The sequence below is a fragment of the Bradyrhizobium erythrophlei genome (assembly GCF_042430365.1).
Lineage (GTDB): Bacteria > Pseudomonadota > Alphaproteobacteria > Rhizobiales > Xanthobacteraceae > Bradyrhizobium > Bradyrhizobium erythrophlei.
Genome location: NZ_JBHMET010000229.1, coordinates 35,236 through 51,325, shown reverse-complemented (window position 1 = coordinate 51,325; position 16,090 = coordinate 35,236). Strand labels below are relative to the sequence as shown.

Genomic DNA, 16,090 nt, shown 5'->3' with positions numbered 1-16,090 from the left:
CGGACGAGACGGTTGGCACGGTCGCCGCAAACAATCAGCGCTCCGCGTGCGGGAAACGCGATCACCGCCGACCTCGTCGCGGTGCTGGTCGCCGTCACCGAGGGCGAACCGAAGATCATGACCATCGCCGGCGGCAGCGCGCTGCCAAGCGGCCCGTTCGAATTCGCCCACCGCTCGCTGCAGACGGGCTTGCGGGCCTGGGTCGAGGCTCAGACCGGTCACCCGCTCGGCTATGTCGAGCAGCTCTACACCTTCGCCGATCGCGGCCGCGCCGGCGATGTCAAGGCGCCGCCGAGCATCTCCATCAGCTATCTCGGCCTCACCCGCGAGGACCGCGTCGGCGAGGGTTTCGAGGCACACTGGTCCGGCTGGTACGACTACTTCCCGTGGGAAGATCATCGTGCAGGTCCGCCCCCCATGCTCACAAAGGTGCTGACGCCGCGGCTCAAGGCGTGGGCGAAATCGGCGTCCTCGCCGACGTTGCAGCGCGAGCGCTGGCAGCGCTGCGCCATCAATTTCGGCCTCGACGGCCGCGACTGGAACGAGGAACTGGTCCTGCAGCGTTATGAGACGCTTTACGAAGCCGCGCTCATTCCGGAGGCCGTCCGCGACAACGGCCGCGAGGCGGCGATCGTACCGGGCAAGCCGATGACCTCGGATCATCGGCGCATCCTCGCCACCGGGATTGCGCGGTTGCGCGCCAAGATCAAATACCGCCCCGTGGTGTTCGAGCTGATGCCGGCCGAGTTCACCCTGCTGCAGCTGCAACGCAGTGTTGAGGCGCTCGCAGGCCGGCTGGTCCACAAGCAGAACTTCCGCCGGCTCATCGAGCAGCAGGAACTCGTTGAAGAGACTGGCGCAATCGCCACCGAGGCGGTCGGGCGGCCGGCCAAGCTGTTCCGCTTCCGCCATGCCGTCCTGGCCGAACGGGCCGTCGCCGGTACCAAGCTCCCGCTCTCCCGCACTTGACAGGCTTTATGCTCAGGATAAGTATAAGCCATCTTATGCTCAAGGAGAGTATAAATGGCCGCCGCCAACGCCGAGCTTCTCGCCCGCACCGCACCGCTCTATGAGCGGGTCAAACGCGTCATCCCGCCGTTCGAATGGGCCACCTTCGCCGAGGACGTCGACACGATCCTCGCGTTGAAACGCCAGCGCAACGCCGTGGTGCTGGCGCACAACTACCAGACGCCGGAAATCTTCCACGGCGTCGCCGACATTGTCGGTGACAGCCTTCTGCTCGCGCGCGAAGCGACCAAGGTCGATGCCGACATCATCGTGCTCGCCGGCGTGCACTTCATGGCCGAGACGGCAAAGCTCCTGAACCCCGCCAAGACCGTGCTGATCCCCAATCTTGCGGCCGGCTGTTCGCTCGCGGATTCCATCACCGCCGAGGACGTGCGGCTGATGCGTGCGCGCTATCCGGACGCGCCTGTCGTGACCTACGTCAACACATCGGCCGCAGTGAAGGCCGAATCTGACATCTGCTGCACCTCCGGCAACGCACTGAAGGTCGTCGAGTCTCTCGGCGCCGAGCGCGTCATCATGCTGCCGGACGAATATCTGGCGCAGAACATCGCGGCCCAGACCAAGACGAAGATCATCGCCTGGAAGGGCCACTGCGAGGTGCACGAGCTGTTCACCGCCGCTGACGTCAGGCAGATCCGCGAGGATCATCCCGGCATCACCATCCTAGCACATCCGGAATGCCCGCCCGAGGTGGTCGCCGAGGCCGATTTCGCCGGCTCCACGGCCGCGATGTCTGACTTCGTCGAGACGAAACGTCCGGCGCACGTCGTGCTGCTGACGGAATGCTCGATGAGCGACAACGTGTCCGCCCAGCATCCCGATATCGAGTTCGTGCGCCCCTGCAATCTCTGCCCGCACATGAAGCGGATCACGCTGAAGAACATCCGCCACGCGCTGGAGACGAACCGGCACGAGGTGACGATCGATCCCGCCGTCGCCGGCCGCGCACGGCAGGCTGTCGAAAGGATGCTGGCGGTATGAGCACCAACGTTTCCAATCTGAACGGCCGCCCCGTCATCATCGGCGGCGGCGCTGCCGGGCTGATGACCGCGCTTGAACTGGCACCGGAGCCGGTGGTACTGGTGTCGAAGTCGCCGTTGGGCGCCGAAGCCTCCAGCATGTGGGCGCAGGGCGGGCTTGCCGCCGCCGTCGGCGAGGACGACACCCCTGCCCTGCATCTCTCCGACACGATCGCAGCCGGCGCCGGACTGAGCGACGAAACCGCAGCAAGCAGGATCGTCCATGACGCGCCGGCGGCGGTCGAGCGCCTTGTCGAGCTCGGCGTCGCGTTCGATCGGCGCACCGACGGACGCTATTGTCTCGGGCTCGAGGCCGCGCATGGCCGTAATCGAATCCTGCACGCCACCGGCGACGGCACCGGGCGCGAGATCATGCGCGCCCTGATCGCGGCCGTCCGGCGCACACCGTCGATCACGTTGCTGGAAGGCGTCGAGGCGCGCCGGCTGCTTGTCGAGGATCACGCCATCAGGGGCGTGCTGGCGGCAAGCGACCGCGGCGCGCTGACCATCATCACCAATCGCGTCGTGATCGCAACCGGCGGGATCGGTGGGCTGTTCGCCGACAGCACCAATCCGGGCGGATGTTTCGGCCAGGGGCTTGCGCTTGCCGCGCATGCCGGCGCAGAACTCTCCGATCTCGAATTCGTCCAGTTCCATCCGACCGCCTTCGACGGACCGTCGCGGCCGATGCCGCTGTTGACCGAGGCGATCCGCGGCGACGGCGCCGTGCTGATCGACGAGGCGGGCCGGCGCTTCATGGCCGATCAGCCCGGCGCCGAGCTTGCGCCGCGCGATATCGTCGCGCGTGCCGTCTGGCACCACCGCGCCGCGGGGCACCGCACATTCCTCGATGCGCGCAAACATCCTGGCGCCGATTTCGCACAGCGCTATCCCGTGATCAGCGCCTTCTGCAAAATGGCGGGCATCGATCCCATCAGCGATCCGATTCCGATTCGGCCGGCGGTCCACTACCACATGGGCGGCATCGCCGTTGACGGCGAAGGACGCAGCACGGTGAACGGCCTGTGGGCCTGCGGCGAAGCGGCCCGCACCGGGCTGCACGGCGCAAACCGGCTCGCCAGCAATTCGCTGATGGAAGCGATCGTCTGTGCGCGCTGGGTCGCCGCCGATGTCGGCGGCGTCACGGCAGGTCCGCGAGTCATGCTGCAAGCCGAGGCCATTGCGCCGGCTGCCGATCCCTCGGCCGTTCGTCCGATCCTGACGCAAGGGCTCGGCGTGTTGCGCGACCGCGACGGGATCGAAGGCGCGATCCATAACCTCTACCCACTTGCGCGCAGCCACGGCGCCGCATCGGATCCGGCGCAGGTCGGCCTGATGATTGCGGTTGGAGCCTACCGGCGCGAGGAAAGCCGCGGCGGCCACTTCCGCAGCGATTTTCCGGACAGCCTGCCCCAGGCTGTCCCATCCTCGCTCTCGCTCGCCGAGGCGCTTGGCGCGGCGCGCGAGATCATCGAATCCACGATGTCAGTCAGGAGTGCCCGGTCATGACCCTCAATCCATTGCTGCCGCTGATGTACGAGCCGCTGGTGCGAACCGCCCTGCTCGAAGACCTCGGCCGCGCCGGCGACATCACCGCTGACGCCATCGTGCCTGCCAACCAGCAGGCGAGGCTCGAGATGCGAGCACGCCAGACCGGCGTCGTCGCCGGGCTCGACGTCGCGCGCTGCGCCTTTCAGACGGTATCGCCGCACATCAACCTTCGCGCCGAGCGGCCAGACGGCAGCGCGGTCGAGCCCGGGCAGGTCATCGCGACCATCGACGGCCCGGCCCGCGGCCTGCTGACCGGCGAGCGGACCGCGCTCAACTTCCTCTGCCATCTCAGCGGTGTTGCGAGCGCGACCGCGACGCTCGTCAGAGCCGTCAAGGGCACAAGCGCGCAGATCGTCTGCACCCGCAAGACGACGCCCGGCTTGCGTGCCCTTGAAAAATATGCGGTTCGCGCCGGCGGCGGCGGCAATCACCGCTTCGGGCTCGACGATGCGGTGCTGATCAAGGACAACCACATCGCGATCGCGGGCAGCATCGCAACGGCCATTCAACGCGCGAAGGCGAACGCGGGTCACATGGTCAAGATCGAGATCGAGGTCGATACGCTGGCGCAACTCGACGAGGCGTTGTCGCTCGGGGTCGACGCCGTGCTGCTCGACAACATGACGATCGAGCAGCTTGCGCAGGCGGTGAAGATGGCCGATGGCAAGGTGATCACCGAAGCCTCCGGCCGCATCACCGCGGCGACTGCGCCGGCCATCGCTGCCACCGGCGTTGACCTGATCTCGGTCGGGTGGGTAACGCACAGCTCGGCGGCGCTCGATATCGGGTTGGACTATCTGTCCTAGCCGGTCAGCCGTGCTGGCCGACGGGCACGAGCGTCGGCTGATCCCGCTCGGTCCGCCGCGCGGCCAACCGCTCGACCTGCAGGACGGCGAGCGTCAGCACGACGATCGCCACCGCCTGGTGCGTCAGCGCCAGATCGATCGGCACCTGGTGCAGCAGCGTCAGGATGCCGAGCGTCGCCTGCACCGTGATCGCCGCGGCCAGCCACCACGCGCCGGAGATTACGGCGCGGCCGGCGCGTGAACGGAGGGCGCCGAGTGCGTGCACGACCGCGAGCGCAAACAGCAGATAGGCGGTCATGCGATGCTCGAACTGCACGGTCAGCGTATTGTCGCACAAATTGCGCCACCACGGCGTCTCGAACAGCAGCCGATCGATCGAAGGAATCAACGCGCCGTCAATTCCGGGCCAGGTGTTGTAGACCCTGCCCGCGCGCAGGCCCGCGACCAGCGCACCGAAATAGAGCTGCACGAAGGTAAGCACCAAGAGCACCACGCTCGTGATCTTCAACCGCGCCAACGCGACCACGGGCGGACGCTCCGTCAGCCGCCGCAGTGTCCAGACGATCGCGGCGAAGATCAAAAGCGCCAGCACGAGGTGCGTCGCCAGCCGATATTGCGACACCTCGACGCGCTGCGACAGGCCCGAGGCGACCATCCACCAGCCGACGCCGCCCTGCAGCGCGCCGAGGGCGAAGATCAGCCACAGCCGTCGCCCCAGTTCGCCACTCACCGCGCCGCGCCACAGGAAGTACAGGAACGGCAGCAGATAGGCGGCGCCGATCACGCGGCCGAGCAGCCGATGGCTCCACTCCCACCAGAAGATGGTCTTGAACTCCTCAAGCGTCATTCCGGCATTGAGCTCGCGATATTGCGGAATGGCCTTGTAGCCCTCGAACGCTTGGGCCCATTGCACCTCCGTCAGGGGCGGCAGCGCGCCGGTGACGGGCTTCCATTCCACGATCGACAGTCCGGATTCGGTCAGCCGCGTGGCGCCGCCGACCAGCACCATCAGCACGATCAGGGCGGCGACCGAAAACAGCCACACCCTGACGGCGCGGAGCTGCGATGTCTTTGCGGAAATACCGGCCATTTCGCCCTGACTTGATTGGATTTTCGCGCCCCTTATAGTCCGCCCAATTAGCCGCGCAAGCGCCGCAGAGATTACGAGTCGCACATAACAGCCATGGCCATACGTACCCGCAAACTGCTTGGAACCATCGCCCTGCTCGTCCTGGTCCTGGTCTGGTCGCTGCTCGGCATGACGGTGGCGCAGACGCCGTGGCTTGCCAATTCGGGATGGCTGCAAGCGATCTTCTATGTCGTCGCCGGCCTCGGCTGGGTCTTGCCGGCGATGCCGATCGTCGCCTGGATGTCGCGGCCCGACCGTATCTAGTTTCGCGACGCCCGCGTCGGCTGCACCGGCGCGAACATGATCCCTGACAGCAGCACGCGCATCATCCGCAGCGACCGCTCGCGCCCGTCCCAGGCGATCCGCGGCAGCGCATGGAGGTTGGTGCGTCCCTCAGCCTCGACGATCCCGGAGATGGTCGAGACCGCGCTGGCAAAGCCGGCCTCCTCCGCCAGCACGACGTGCCGGCGACGGAATGAATCCCGGTCGCCAAAGGGAAATGCGAAATGCCTGACGTCGCGGCGAAACGCTGCCTGCGCAACCGCCTGCCCCATCGCCATCTCGCGCCGCGCGTCAGCGTCCTTCAGGTTCGACAGCACCGGATAGTTCACGGTGGCGCTGCCGAATGTCACGTTCGGATCGGCCGCAAGCCTCGCCAGATCGTTCCAGTCCATCGCCGCGCTGCGCGACATCTGCGCGAGGTCGACCGAATAGCGCCGGCACAGATCGTTGATGGCCAGCGACAACTCCGGCGGCGCCAGCGTACGCATCCAGCCGGACAGGAATGCGAACAACGCGTATTTGTCTGACAGCTCCGCGACCGTGAAATGCTGCTCCCTGCCGTCGATCACCAGGCTGACCCGGCGCTCGCGCGCGATGATGTCCTCCAGCGCCAGCCACCAGGCTTCGCCCAGACCGTCCGGAAATGCCGTCGGCAGATAGACGGTGAAGGGAATGCCGTGCTTCGCGAGCACCGGATACGCGTGCGTGACGAGATCCTTGTAACCGCCGTCGAACGTCAGACAGACAAAGCGCCTGCGCTCGGGCAGCGTGACCGCACGCCGACAGGCTTCGTCGATCCCGACGATGTCGTAGCGCCAGCGCTTCAGCGCACGGATCGTCCGATCCAGGAATTTTGGCGTGATCTCTCGCGTGCGCAACGGCTGGAATCGCGCGGAGCGGCGCGGACGCACCCGCTCGAAACGCAGGATGGCGCCGGCGCCGCCGGACTGGCGCTGCTTCAGCCGGAAAGCCCCGCTGAAGTAGGCGAGCTCCATCCGCGCCCGCCGCCAAAACCTGTTGTCTGATGCCAAGGCCCCCGCCCCCGAACGGCGGGTTCCCACGCGCCGCTGCGGCATTGTTATTACTCTTTGTTGACATTTCCCTGCGAAGGTCGGCCGAGCCGAGAACTATTAATAAATAGCTACAAAAACGGGTTCTGAAATGACCATGGCGGCGGCAATCGAAAGCCAGACGGCGGATGCACGGGCGTGGTCGAAGGCAAGCCGCATTGCCGGCGTCGATATTTTCCATGACCTCGCCGCAGCCGAAACCGTCTGGCGCGGCTTCGAGACGTCGAAGCAGTTCTACACGCCCTATCAGCGCTTCGACTTCGTCGCCGCCTGGCAGCGGCAGGTCGGCGAGCGCGAGGGCCTGCGCCCTTTCATCGTTGTCGGCCACGACAGCGAACGCCGGCCGCTGATGCTGTTGCCGCTAGCCATCGAGTCGAGGCTCGGCGCGCGTTGCGCGAGCTTCATGGGCGGCAAGCATTCGACCTTCAACATGGCGCTGTACGACCGGGATTTCGCCGCGAACGCAACCGAGGCCGATCTTGCGACGTTGCTCGGTTCGATCGCCGAGCGCTCGCGCGTCGACGCTTTGGCGCTGCATCAGCAGCCGCTGAACTGGCAGGAGCTGCCGAACCCGATGGCGCTGCTGCCGCGTCAGCCCTCGGTCAACGATTGCCCGCTGCTGGTGTTGGAGGCAGGCGCTGCGCCCACCGCGCTGATCAGCAACTCGTTCCGCCGCCGGCTCAAGGGCAAGGAACGCAAGCTGCAGGCGCTCTCCGGCTACCGCTACTACGTCGCGACCGAGAGCGCGGATATCAGCCGCCTGCTCGACTGGTTCTTCCGCGTCAAGCCGCAGCGCATGGCGGAGCAAAAGCTGCCTGATGTCTTCGCCGAGCCCGGCATCGAGCAGTTCATCCGCACCGCCTGCCTGACGCCGCTGGCCGACGGCAACGGCCACGTCATCGATATCCACGCGCTGGAATGCGACGACGAAGTCATCGCGATCTATGCCGGTGTCGCCGACGGTCATCGCTTCTCGATGATGTTCAACACCTACACGATGTCCGGCAACGCCAAATTCAGCCCCGGCCTGATCCTGATGCGCGACATCATCGACCGGCATGCCGCCCAGAACTACCGGGCGCTCGATCTCGGCATCGGATCGGACGAGTACAAGCGGCTGTTCTGCAAGAGCGACGAGGCGATCTTCGACAGCTTCGTCCCGCTCAGCCTGCGCGGCAGGCTGGCGGCGAACGCCCTGTCAGCCCTCAACCGCGCCAAGCGGACCGTGAAGCACAACCCGGCGCTCTTCGAGATCGCGCAGAACCTGCGCAGCATGTTCCGCTAACGCAAACTCCTATCTCTCCGTCATTGCGAGCGAAGCGAAGCAATCCATCTTACCGCAAGCGGAGAGATGGATTGCTTCGTCGCTATCGCTCCTCGCAATGACGGCAATGGGTTAAGGTGACAACCTTCTCAGGCCGCCACCACCCGCGGGCCGCGCTCGATCGGATGCGGAGGTTCGCACGGCCTATTCAGCATCGTCACCTCGGAGAAGCCGACGGCCTTGAGCTGATCGACCATCTGCCTCCGTGCGTCCTGCGCCATCGACGCGTCGGGCACGACGACAGCCCGGGCCTGCGCAGTCAAGAGCTCCGCCGGCAGGTCGACCGCCGAGCCGGCGTCAAGCAGCACGTGGTCATAGACCCTGAGCAGCGCGTCGATCGCGAGCGTCAGCCGTGGCGACTGCAGCTGCGCGCGGTCGAAGCCCGGGCGACCAGCGCTGACGAGTTGCACACGCGACAACCGGTCCTTGGTGATGATCTGCGCGAACGGCGCCTCGCCCTGCATCAGTTCGGCAAGGCCGGCCGCGCCCGGATCGACCGAGGCCGCGGTCATCGCAGGCGAGGTCCCAACGAGATCGACCACCACGACCTTGGCATGCCGCGCCATCAGGCGGGCCAGGGTCAATGCCGTCAGCGTAACGCTCTCGCCGGTGGCCGTGCCGAGGATCGTGACCTTGTGGGCGGCGGCGCCGGCGGCACAAAGCCGCGTTGCGAGTTCGTCGATTTCGCTGACCGAGGGAGCAGTTTCCGGCTGCGGCTCGCTGATCGCACGCGCGGGAGCTGGTGGAGATGCTGGCGCGACCACGGGTTCCGGCGCCAGTTCGGGCTCCGGCTCATCCTCGACCGCGGTCTCCATGACCGGCTCGCGGCGGCGGACGGTGGCAGCGACCGGCGCGAAGGCCCGGGCGACCGCGCGCGGCGCCGACATGCGCAGCAGCTCGCCGGTGATGATGAGGCCGGACGAGAGCAGGAGCGCGGCCAAGGTCGCGATCAGCACGATCGGCAGCTTCTTCGGATAGGCCGGCGTGTTGGAGACGGTGGCGCGCGAAATGATCCGCCCATCGGCCGGCGCGGTCTCGATATTCTCGCGGGCGGTCGCCTCGCGGTATTTTGCGAGATAGGTCTCGAGCAGGTCGCGCTGCGCCTTGGCCTCGCGCTCCAGCGCGCGGAGCTGCACGTCCTGGCCGTTCGAGGAGGACGCCTGCTTCTTCAACTGCTCGAGGCTTGCGGAGAGCGCCTCGACGCGAGCGCCGGCGACGCGGGCATCGTTGTCCAGCGAACGCGAGACCTTGCTCGCTTCCTCGCGCAGCTGACGGTCGAGATCGGCAAGCTGCGCCTTCAATTCCTTGATGCGCGGATGGTTGTCGAGCAATGTCGACGACTGCTCGGCGAGTTGCGCCCGCAGCGTCACGCGCTGCTCGGAGAGCCGGCGGATCAGCTCGGAATTGAGCACTTCCGATGCTTCGATCGGCTTGCCGCTCTGGAGCATTTCGCGGACCAGCCGCGCCTTGGTCTCGGTATCCGCCTTCAGCGCACGGGCATTGTTGAGCTGCGTGTTGAGCTCGCCCATCTGCTGGTTCGACAGCGTGGTGTTGTTGGTGCCGATGAACAGGCCCGATTTCGAGCGAAAATCCTCGACCCGGGAGTCGGCGTCGGCGACCTTCTTGCGCAGATTGTCGATCTCGCCGGAGAGCCAGGTCGAGGCCGACTTGGCCTGGTCCTGCCGCGCCGACTGCTGCAGCACGAGATAGCCTTCGGCGATCGAATTGGCGACCCGCGCGGCAAGCTCCGGATCGCGCGACTGGAATTCGATGACGATGACGCGCGACTTGTCGACCGCGTAGGCGGTGAAGCGGTCGTAATAGGCCTCGAGCACGCGCTCTTCCGGCGTCAGCGTGAACGGGTCGCGGCCGATGCCGACCAGCGCAAGCAGCGATTTCAACGGCGAGAAGCCCTGCAGCACCGGATCGAACTCCGGACGCTCGGCGAGCTTGTTCTTCTTGATGATCTCGCGGGCGAGATCGCGCGACAGCAACAGCTGAACCTGGCTCGTCACCGCCTCCGGATCGGGTCCGGTGCGCTCCAGATCGCGCTCGCCGTTGGGACGAAGGAAGACGCTCTCGCGGCCATCGACCAGAATGCGGGCCTCGGACTTGTAGCGCGGCGTGACCATGTTGACGGCGGCGAGCGACAACGTCAGCGCCAGCACCGTCGGAACGATGATCCACGTCCGCTTGCGCACCAGGGCCTGACCGAGCGCATGCAGATCGAGATCGCCCGCCTCCGATGCAGGCACGGGCGTGTCGGGAGCGGAGCCCGCTGCAATGGCCGTTGCCGGGACGGGCTTGGCAGAGCCGGATGCGGCGACAGCAGGCGCAGACTTCGACAGCGCCCGCTGCACCACGGCCGTGCCTGAACGCCAGAACGCTGAACGCATCACACACTCCCGCGGACGCCGCGACTCCACCTGAACCTGCTGCGATTACACTCCATTAAGGTTGCTGCCGGGTTAATTGGCCATCTTTGTGGGGGCGACGGCATCCGGCATCCCGCGCACACGGTCATGTTTTGTTAACCATGAGCCCCCCTTAATCGAGACCGATATTCTGCAGGATTCTTCAAATGCGCCGCGCGCGCACCCCCATTGCTTGTCTGGTCGCTGCGCTCGCTCTGTCGGGCTGCATGGGACGCACTGCGCCCGTCGCCACGGCGCCGCAGCCCGTCCTCGACGCCGTCGCCTATGCCGCCCCCGCGCCAGCGCGCTACGACAGTGCCTACCATCTCGACGCCGGCGACCGGCTCCGCGTCGTGGTCTACGGCCAGGAAGGCCTCACCAACACCTATGCGATCGACGCCGCCGGCGCGATCACGATGCCGCTGATCGGCACGGTGCCGGCGCGCGGCCGCACGCCTGCGGGGCTCGCCAGCGAGATATCAGCGAAACTCCGCAACGGATTTATCCGCGAGCCCTCGGTCGCGGTCGAGATCGAGGCCTATCGCCCGTTCTTCATCCTCGGCGAAGTCGCCGCCCCCGGCCAGTATCCCTACGTGCCGAACATGACGGTGGAGAGCGCGATTGCGATCGCCGGCGGGTTCTCGCCACGCGCGAAGCGCGACAGCGTCACGCTGACCCATACGGACGCGTCCGGCTCCGGCCGCTTCGTGGTGCCGCTGGGCACGCCGATCGGCCCGGGCGACACGGTGTTCGTCAACGAGCGCTGGTTCTAGTTCCATGACCGAAGATCGGAACCAGGACCAACCGCTTCGCATCCTGCACGTCGTCCGCGCGCCCGTGGGCGGCATCTTCCGCCACATCCTCGACGTCGCCAACGGCCAGATCGTGCGCGGCCATCACGTCGGCATCATCGCCGACAGCCTCACCGGCGGCGAACGCGCGCAGGCCGCGCTCGCCGAGATCGCGCCGCGCCTCAAGCTCGGGGTCCGCCGCGTGGCGATCCGCCGCGAGCCGCGCATCGTCGACGTCGCCGTCGCCGCAAGGATTGCGGGCCTGATCTGGAAGCTCAAGCCAGACGTGGTGCACGGCCACGGCGCCAAGGCCGGCGCCTATATCCGGCTGCGGCCGCGCTCGAAGAGGACGATCCGGGTCTACACGCCGCATGGCGGCTCGCTGCACTACCCGCTCGATACCTTCAAGGGCAATTTCTACAGCTATCTCGAGCGCGCGCTGATGAACAGCACCGACCTGTTCCTGTTCGAGAGCGCATTTGCCCGCGACACCTACCAGCGCACGGTCGGCGTGCCGAGCGGCCTCGTGCGATGCGTGTTCAACGGCGTCACGTCGGAGGAATTCGAGCCCGTGACCAAGGCCGACGATGCCACCGACGTGGTCTATGTCGGCGAGTTCCGGCACATCAAGGGCGCCGACCTCCTGATCGACGCGGTGGCCAAGCTGCGCGCCGAAGGCACGTCGGTGACGCTGACGCTCGGCGGCGACGGCGAGGAAACCGAGACGCTCAAGGCCCAGGCCAAGCGGCTTGCGCTCGGCGATGCGGTGCGCTTCATCGGCCACGTCAAGGCGCGCTACGGCTTCTCCAAGGGCAGCCTGCTGGTCGTCCCCTCGCGCGGCGATTCCATGCCCTATGTGGTGATCGAGGCGGCTGCCGCCGGCGTCCCGATGGTCGCCGCCAATGTCGGCGGCATCCCCGAGATCTTCGATACCCACACCGATGCGCTGTTCGCGCCGAGCAACGTCGCGGCGATGGCCGACGCCATCAAGGCCGCACTCGACAATCCGGCGGCGACCGCGGCGCGCGCGCAGCGCTTGCGCGAACGCATTTCCGAACATTTTTCGCAGCAGGCGATGGTCGAGGGCGTGCTGGCCGGCTACCGCGACGCATTTGCCAAACATTAACCATTCCTTACCCGCGTAACCGTTTCTTCCGATTTCTCCCGTTAAGTCGCGCCCTGGGGAATTTTGGCCCTGCGCCCGCATGCCTATCTGCATGCGCAGGAATGGACGTGGACACGTGGAACCGCTCAACGCACGCTCGATGCTGGATGCCGCTACGGCAACCACAACGGCCGCCCGCCCGCAAGGCGAACGACGCCGGCGCCTGTCGCCGGCTGCGCTCGCCGTCACCAACCAGAAAGTTGGCGGCGCCTACTCGCCGATCGTGATCGCGGGCGCGGTCCGCCTCGCCGATTTCATCCTGCTCAGCCTGGTCGGCGTCGGTCTCTATCTCGGCTACGTGATGCCGCTCTCCGGCTTCCATTGGGAATATGTCGCGGCGATCCTCGGCATGACGGTCGCAGCCGTGGTCTGCTTCCAGGCCGCCGATATCTACCAGGTGCAGGTCTTCCGCGGCCAACTGCGCCAGATGACGCTGATGATCTCGTCATGGGCGTTCGTGTTTCTGCTGTTCATCGGCGTCTCCTTCCTGGCCAAGCTCGGCGGCGAAGTGTCGCGCGTCTGGCTGTCGTCGTTCTTCTTCGTCGGCCTCGCGGCGCTGATCGTCGAACGTCTCACGCTGCGCACGCTGGTGCGTCGCTGGGCGCATGACGGCCGCCTCGACCGCCGCACCGTCATCGTCGGCGCCGACCAGAACGGCGAGCAGCTCGTCGAGGCGCTGAAGGCCGAGGAGGACTCGGATATCCACGTGCTCGGCGTGTTCGACGACCGCAACGACAGCCGCGCCATGGACACCTGCGCCGGCAGTCCGAAGCTCGGCAAGGTCGACGACATCGTCGAATTCGCCCGCCGCACCCGCGTCGATCTCGTGCTGTTCGCACTGCCGATCTCGGCGGAGACGCGCATCCTGGAGATGCTGAAGAAGCTGTGGGTGCTGCCGGTCGACATCCGCCTGTCGGCGCACACCAACAAGCTGCGCTTCCGCCCCCGCTCCTACTCCTATCTCGGCAGCGTCCCGACGCTTGATGTGTTCGAGGCGCCGATCACCGACTGGGATCTGGTGATGAAATGGCTGTTCGACCGCGTGGTCGGCGGCCTGATCCTGCTCGCAGCGCTTCCAGTGATGGGGCTGGTGGCGCTGGCGGTGAAGCTCGACAGTCCGGGCCCGGTGCTGTTCCGCCAGAAGCGCTTCGGCTTCAACAATGAGCGCATCGACGTCTACAAGTTCCGCTCGCTGTATCACCACCAGGCCGATCCCACCGCCTCCAAGGTGGTGACCAAGAACGATCCGCGCGTCACCCGCGTCGGCCGCTTCATCCGCAAGACCTCGCTCGACGAACTGCCGCAGCTCTTCAATGTGGTGCTCGAGGGCAACCTCTCGCTGGTCGGCCCGCGCCCGCACGCGGTACAGAGCAAGCTGGAGAACCGGCTGTTCGACGAGGCCGTCGACGGCTATTTCGCCCGTCACCGCGTCAAGCCCGGCATCACCGGCTGGGCCCAGATCAACGGCTGGCGCGGCGAGGTCGACACCGACGAGAAGATCCAGAAGCGCGTCGAATTCGACCTCTACTACATCGAGAACTGGTCGGTGCTGTTCGACCTCTACATTCTGCTCAAGACGCCGTTCTCGCTGCTGACCAAGAATGAGAACGCGTACTAGTCCGTTTCGCCGGGACCGCCGGCAGGCCTTCTGATCCGTCGAGTTGCGTGAGTGCGTCATGGCCTATGCGGCGACAGCCGGGACTTCCCATCCGTCGATCCCGGCGGCGCCTGGCGTGCTGGCGCTGCAGCGGGCGCTGGTGTGGCTGGCAGGTGCGTCCGGCGCCATCGTCTTCATCGAGCCGAGCCCTTATGAAATCGTCACGCTGATCGCGTCCGTCGTGTTCTTTGCCACGGGCCTGCGGATGCGGCTCGTCTTCGTGCCGCTGTTGTTCGCGCTGATCGTGCTCAACGTCGGCTACAGCATCGGCGCCATCCCGTTCATCGATAAGCCGGAGGTGATGAACTGGATATTCACCTCCTGGTACATGGCCGTGACGGTGATCTTCTTCGCGATGGTGATCTCGGAAGACACCGAAGCCCGGCTCGACATGCTCCGCCGCGGCCTCGTGGTCGGCGGAATGATCGCCTCGATCGCCGGCGTCGCCGGCTATTTCCACCTGGTGCCCGGCGGCTACGACCTGCTCACGCTGTATGATCGCGCCCGCGGCACCTTCAAGGATCCGAACGTGCTCGGCGCGTTCCTGATTCTGCCGGCGCTGTTCGCGCTGCAGAGCGTCGTCTCCGATCCCCTCGGCAAGGCGTTTCGCAATGCGATCGCCTTCGGCATCATGGCGCTTGCGATCCTGCTGGCGTTCTCGCGCGCGGCCTGGGGCGCGCTGATCATCACCTCCGCCGTCACGCTGCTCCTGATGGTGCTCACCAGCCGGTCGCAGACGCAGCGCACGCGGATCATCGTGATGGCGCTGATCGCTGTTGTCATCGCCGTGGCGCTGGTCGCCGTGCTGCTGTCACTCGACTCCGTTGCACAGATGTTCAAGCAGCGCGCGAGCTTTGACCAGAGCTACGACGAAGGTCGCTTCGGACGCTTCGGCCGGCACATCCTCGGCGCCCAGATGGCGCTCGACGTGCCCTTCGGCATCGGCCCGCTGCAGTTCCGCAGCTACTTCCCCGAGGACACCCACAATTCCTACCTCAACGCCTTCATGTCGGGCGGCTGGATCTCCGGCATCTGCTATCCGGCGCTGGTGTTCACCAGCGCAATCACAGGCTTCCGCTACATGTTCACGCGGGTGCCCTGGCAGCGTACCTATCTGGCTGTGTTCACGGCGTTCCTCGGCACCGTCGGCGAGAGCTTCATCATCGATACCGACCATTGGCGGCATTTCTGGATGATGCTCGGCACGATGTGGGGTATGTATGCCGCGGCCGAGCGCTACCGCCGGACGGCATCGATCAGCGACGGGGCGGCGGCATCTTGAGGCTCGCGCGCTGCTCCGGCGGCGTGGCGATCACACCCTTCAGCGCCTCGGTCGCTTCCAGCACGCCCCTGTAGCCGTCATTGGCGAAGCGCAGCAGCAGCCGCAGTTCGTCGTCGGTGTAGCCGCTCCAGACCTTCTGCATCGCCTGCTGCATCGGCACGTAGAGCTTGCCGATCTCGGCGGCCTTCTCCTCCACGACCGAGATGAAGACCTTGCGGCGGTCGACCGCGTCGCGCTCGCGGCGGACATAGCCCGCCTTTTCCATCCGATCGACGACCCCGGTGATGGCCCCCGTCGTCAGCCCGGTCACTTCTGCGAGACGGCCGGCGGTCACGCGGCCCTCGAGAAAGAGGATGTCCATGCATTCGAGGTCCGAGTTGGAAATTCCGGCCACGTTCGCAACGGCTTGGCCGAACATCACCCCCTGCGCCGACGACCGCCGCATCGCTTCCTCGAGTTCCTGCAGCAGCGCCGCGCGCGATTTCGCTCTTGACAAAGCCAATCCTATATCTTACCGAACTGACATCTTAGTAACTAAGAGAATTAGTCACTAACCTTTCCTAACCCACAC

14 protein-coding genes are annotated in these 16,090 nt (G+C 66.2%); 10 read left to right on the top strand and 4 right to left on the bottom strand.

The genetic code is table 11. From position 1 onward, the window contains the following. Positions 1–12: 12 nt before the first annotated feature. The 4 genes from ACFFWD_RS32645 to nadC are packed head-to-tail and all read left to right on the top strand — an operon-like array spanning position 13 to position 4,405. The gene (locus ACFFWD_RS32645) at positions 13–969 is read left to right on the top strand and encodes an NUDIX hydrolase (protein ID WP_376972460.1); all 957 of its coding nucleotides are present in this window, start codon (positions 13–15) and stop codon (positions 967–969) included. Positions 970–1,023: 54 nt separating this feature from the next. Beyond that, on the top strand, positions 1,024–2,010 hold the full coding sequence (nadA, locus tag ACFFWD_RS32640; RefSeq protein ID WP_376972458.1) for a quinolinate synthase NadA: 987 nt from the start codon (positions 1,024–1,026) through the stop codon (positions 2,008–2,010). Next, positions 2,007–3,557 (top strand): L-aspartate oxidase, encoded by a 1,551-nt coding sequence (locus tag ACFFWD_RS32635; protein ID WP_376972456.1) that lies wholly within the window; start codon positions 2,007–2,009, stop codon positions 3,555–3,557. The genes nadA and ACFFWD_RS32635 overlap by 4 nt, the downstream gene beginning before the upstream one ends. Then, complete coding sequence (nadC, locus tag ACFFWD_RS32630; protein WP_376972454.1) at positions 3,554–4,405, top strand: carboxylating nicotinate-nucleotide diphosphorylase; 852 nt, start codon at positions 3,554–3,556, stop codon at positions 4,403–4,405. Before ACFFWD_RS32635 ends, nadC begins: the two co-directional genes overlap by 4 nt. 4 nt (positions 4,406–4,409) lie before the next feature. On the opposite strand, the gene ACFFWD_RS32625 is transcribed toward nadC, so the two are convergent. Then, positions 4,410–5,495, bottom strand: coding sequence for a COX15/CtaA family protein (locus ACFFWD_RS32625; RefSeq protein WP_376972452.1), 1,086 nt, complete (start codon positions 5,493–5,495; stop codon positions 4,410–4,412). Between the two features lie 93 nt (positions 5,496–5,588). On the opposite strand from ACFFWD_RS32625, the gene ACFFWD_RS32620 reads away from it, so the two are divergent. After that, complete coding sequence (locus tag ACFFWD_RS32620; RefSeq protein ID WP_376972450.1) at positions 5,589–5,798, top strand: DUF2842 domain-containing protein; 210 nt, start codon at positions 5,589–5,591, stop codon at positions 5,796–5,798. On the opposite strand, the gene ACFFWD_RS32615 is transcribed toward ACFFWD_RS32620, so the two are convergent. Next, entirely contained in the window at positions 5,795–6,847 is a 1,053-nt protein-coding gene (locus ACFFWD_RS32615; protein ID WP_376972448.1) for a polysaccharide deacetylase family protein, read from the bottom strand. The genes ACFFWD_RS32620 and ACFFWD_RS32615 overlap by 4 nt on opposite strands. A gap of 130 nt (positions 6,848–6,977) precedes the next feature. On the opposite strand from ACFFWD_RS32615, the gene ACFFWD_RS32610 reads away from it, so the two are divergent. Next, the gene (locus ACFFWD_RS32610; protein WP_376972446.1) at positions 6,978–8,171 is read left to right on the top strand and encodes a GNAT family N-acetyltransferase; all 1,194 of its coding nucleotides are present in this window, start codon (positions 6,978–6,980) and stop codon (positions 8,169–8,171) included. 128 nt (positions 8,172–8,299) lie between these two features. Here the strand turns inward: ACFFWD_RS32610 and ACFFWD_RS32605 are convergent, their stop codons facing one another. Next, positions 8,300–10,606 carry a GumC family protein gene (locus tag ACFFWD_RS32605; RefSeq protein ID WP_376972444.1) on the bottom strand — a complete coding sequence of 769 codons (2,307 nt, stop codon included), beginning with the start codon at positions 10,604–10,606 and terminating at the stop codon, positions 8,300–8,302. Positions 10,607–10,791: 185 nt separating this feature from the next. Here ACFFWD_RS32605 and ACFFWD_RS32600 point away from each other — a divergent pair, with 185 nt between their 5' ends. The 4 genes from ACFFWD_RS32600 (at position 10,792) to ACFFWD_RS32585 (ending at position 15,519) form a co-directional block, all read left to right on the top strand. After that, positions 10,792–11,397: a polysaccharide biosynthesis/export family protein gene (locus ACFFWD_RS32600; protein WP_376972442.1), complete on the top strand. Its 606-nt coding sequence runs from the start codon at positions 10,792–10,794 to the stop codon at positions 11,395–11,397. Between the two features lie 4 nt (positions 11,398–11,401). Beyond that, complete coding sequence (locus ACFFWD_RS32595; protein ID WP_376972440.1) at positions 11,402–12,541, top strand: glycosyltransferase family 4 protein; 1,140 nt, start codon at positions 11,402–11,404, stop codon at positions 12,539–12,541. A gap of 115 nt (positions 12,542–12,656) precedes the next feature. After that, positions 12,657–14,198, top strand: a complete 1,542-nt coding sequence (locus tag ACFFWD_RS32590; protein ID WP_376972438.1) for an undecaprenyl-phosphate glucose phosphotransferase — start codon at positions 12,657–12,659, stop codon at positions 14,196–14,198. 58 nt (positions 14,199–14,256) lie between these two features. After that, positions 14,257–15,519 carry an O-antigen ligase family protein gene (locus tag ACFFWD_RS32585; RefSeq protein ID WP_376972436.1) on the top strand — a complete coding sequence of 421 codons (1,263 nt, stop codon included), beginning with the start codon at positions 14,257–14,259 and terminating at the stop codon, positions 15,517–15,519. On the opposite strand, the gene ACFFWD_RS32580 is transcribed toward ACFFWD_RS32585, so the two are convergent. After that, positions 15,494–15,964, bottom strand: a complete 471-nt coding sequence (locus ACFFWD_RS32580; RefSeq protein ID WP_376973058.1) for a MarR family transcriptional regulator — start codon at positions 15,962–15,964, stop codon at positions 15,494–15,496. The two genes, ACFFWD_RS32585 and ACFFWD_RS32580, sit on opposite strands and share 26 nt — an antisense overlap. Between the last annotated feature and the right edge of the window lie 126 nt (positions 15,965–16,090).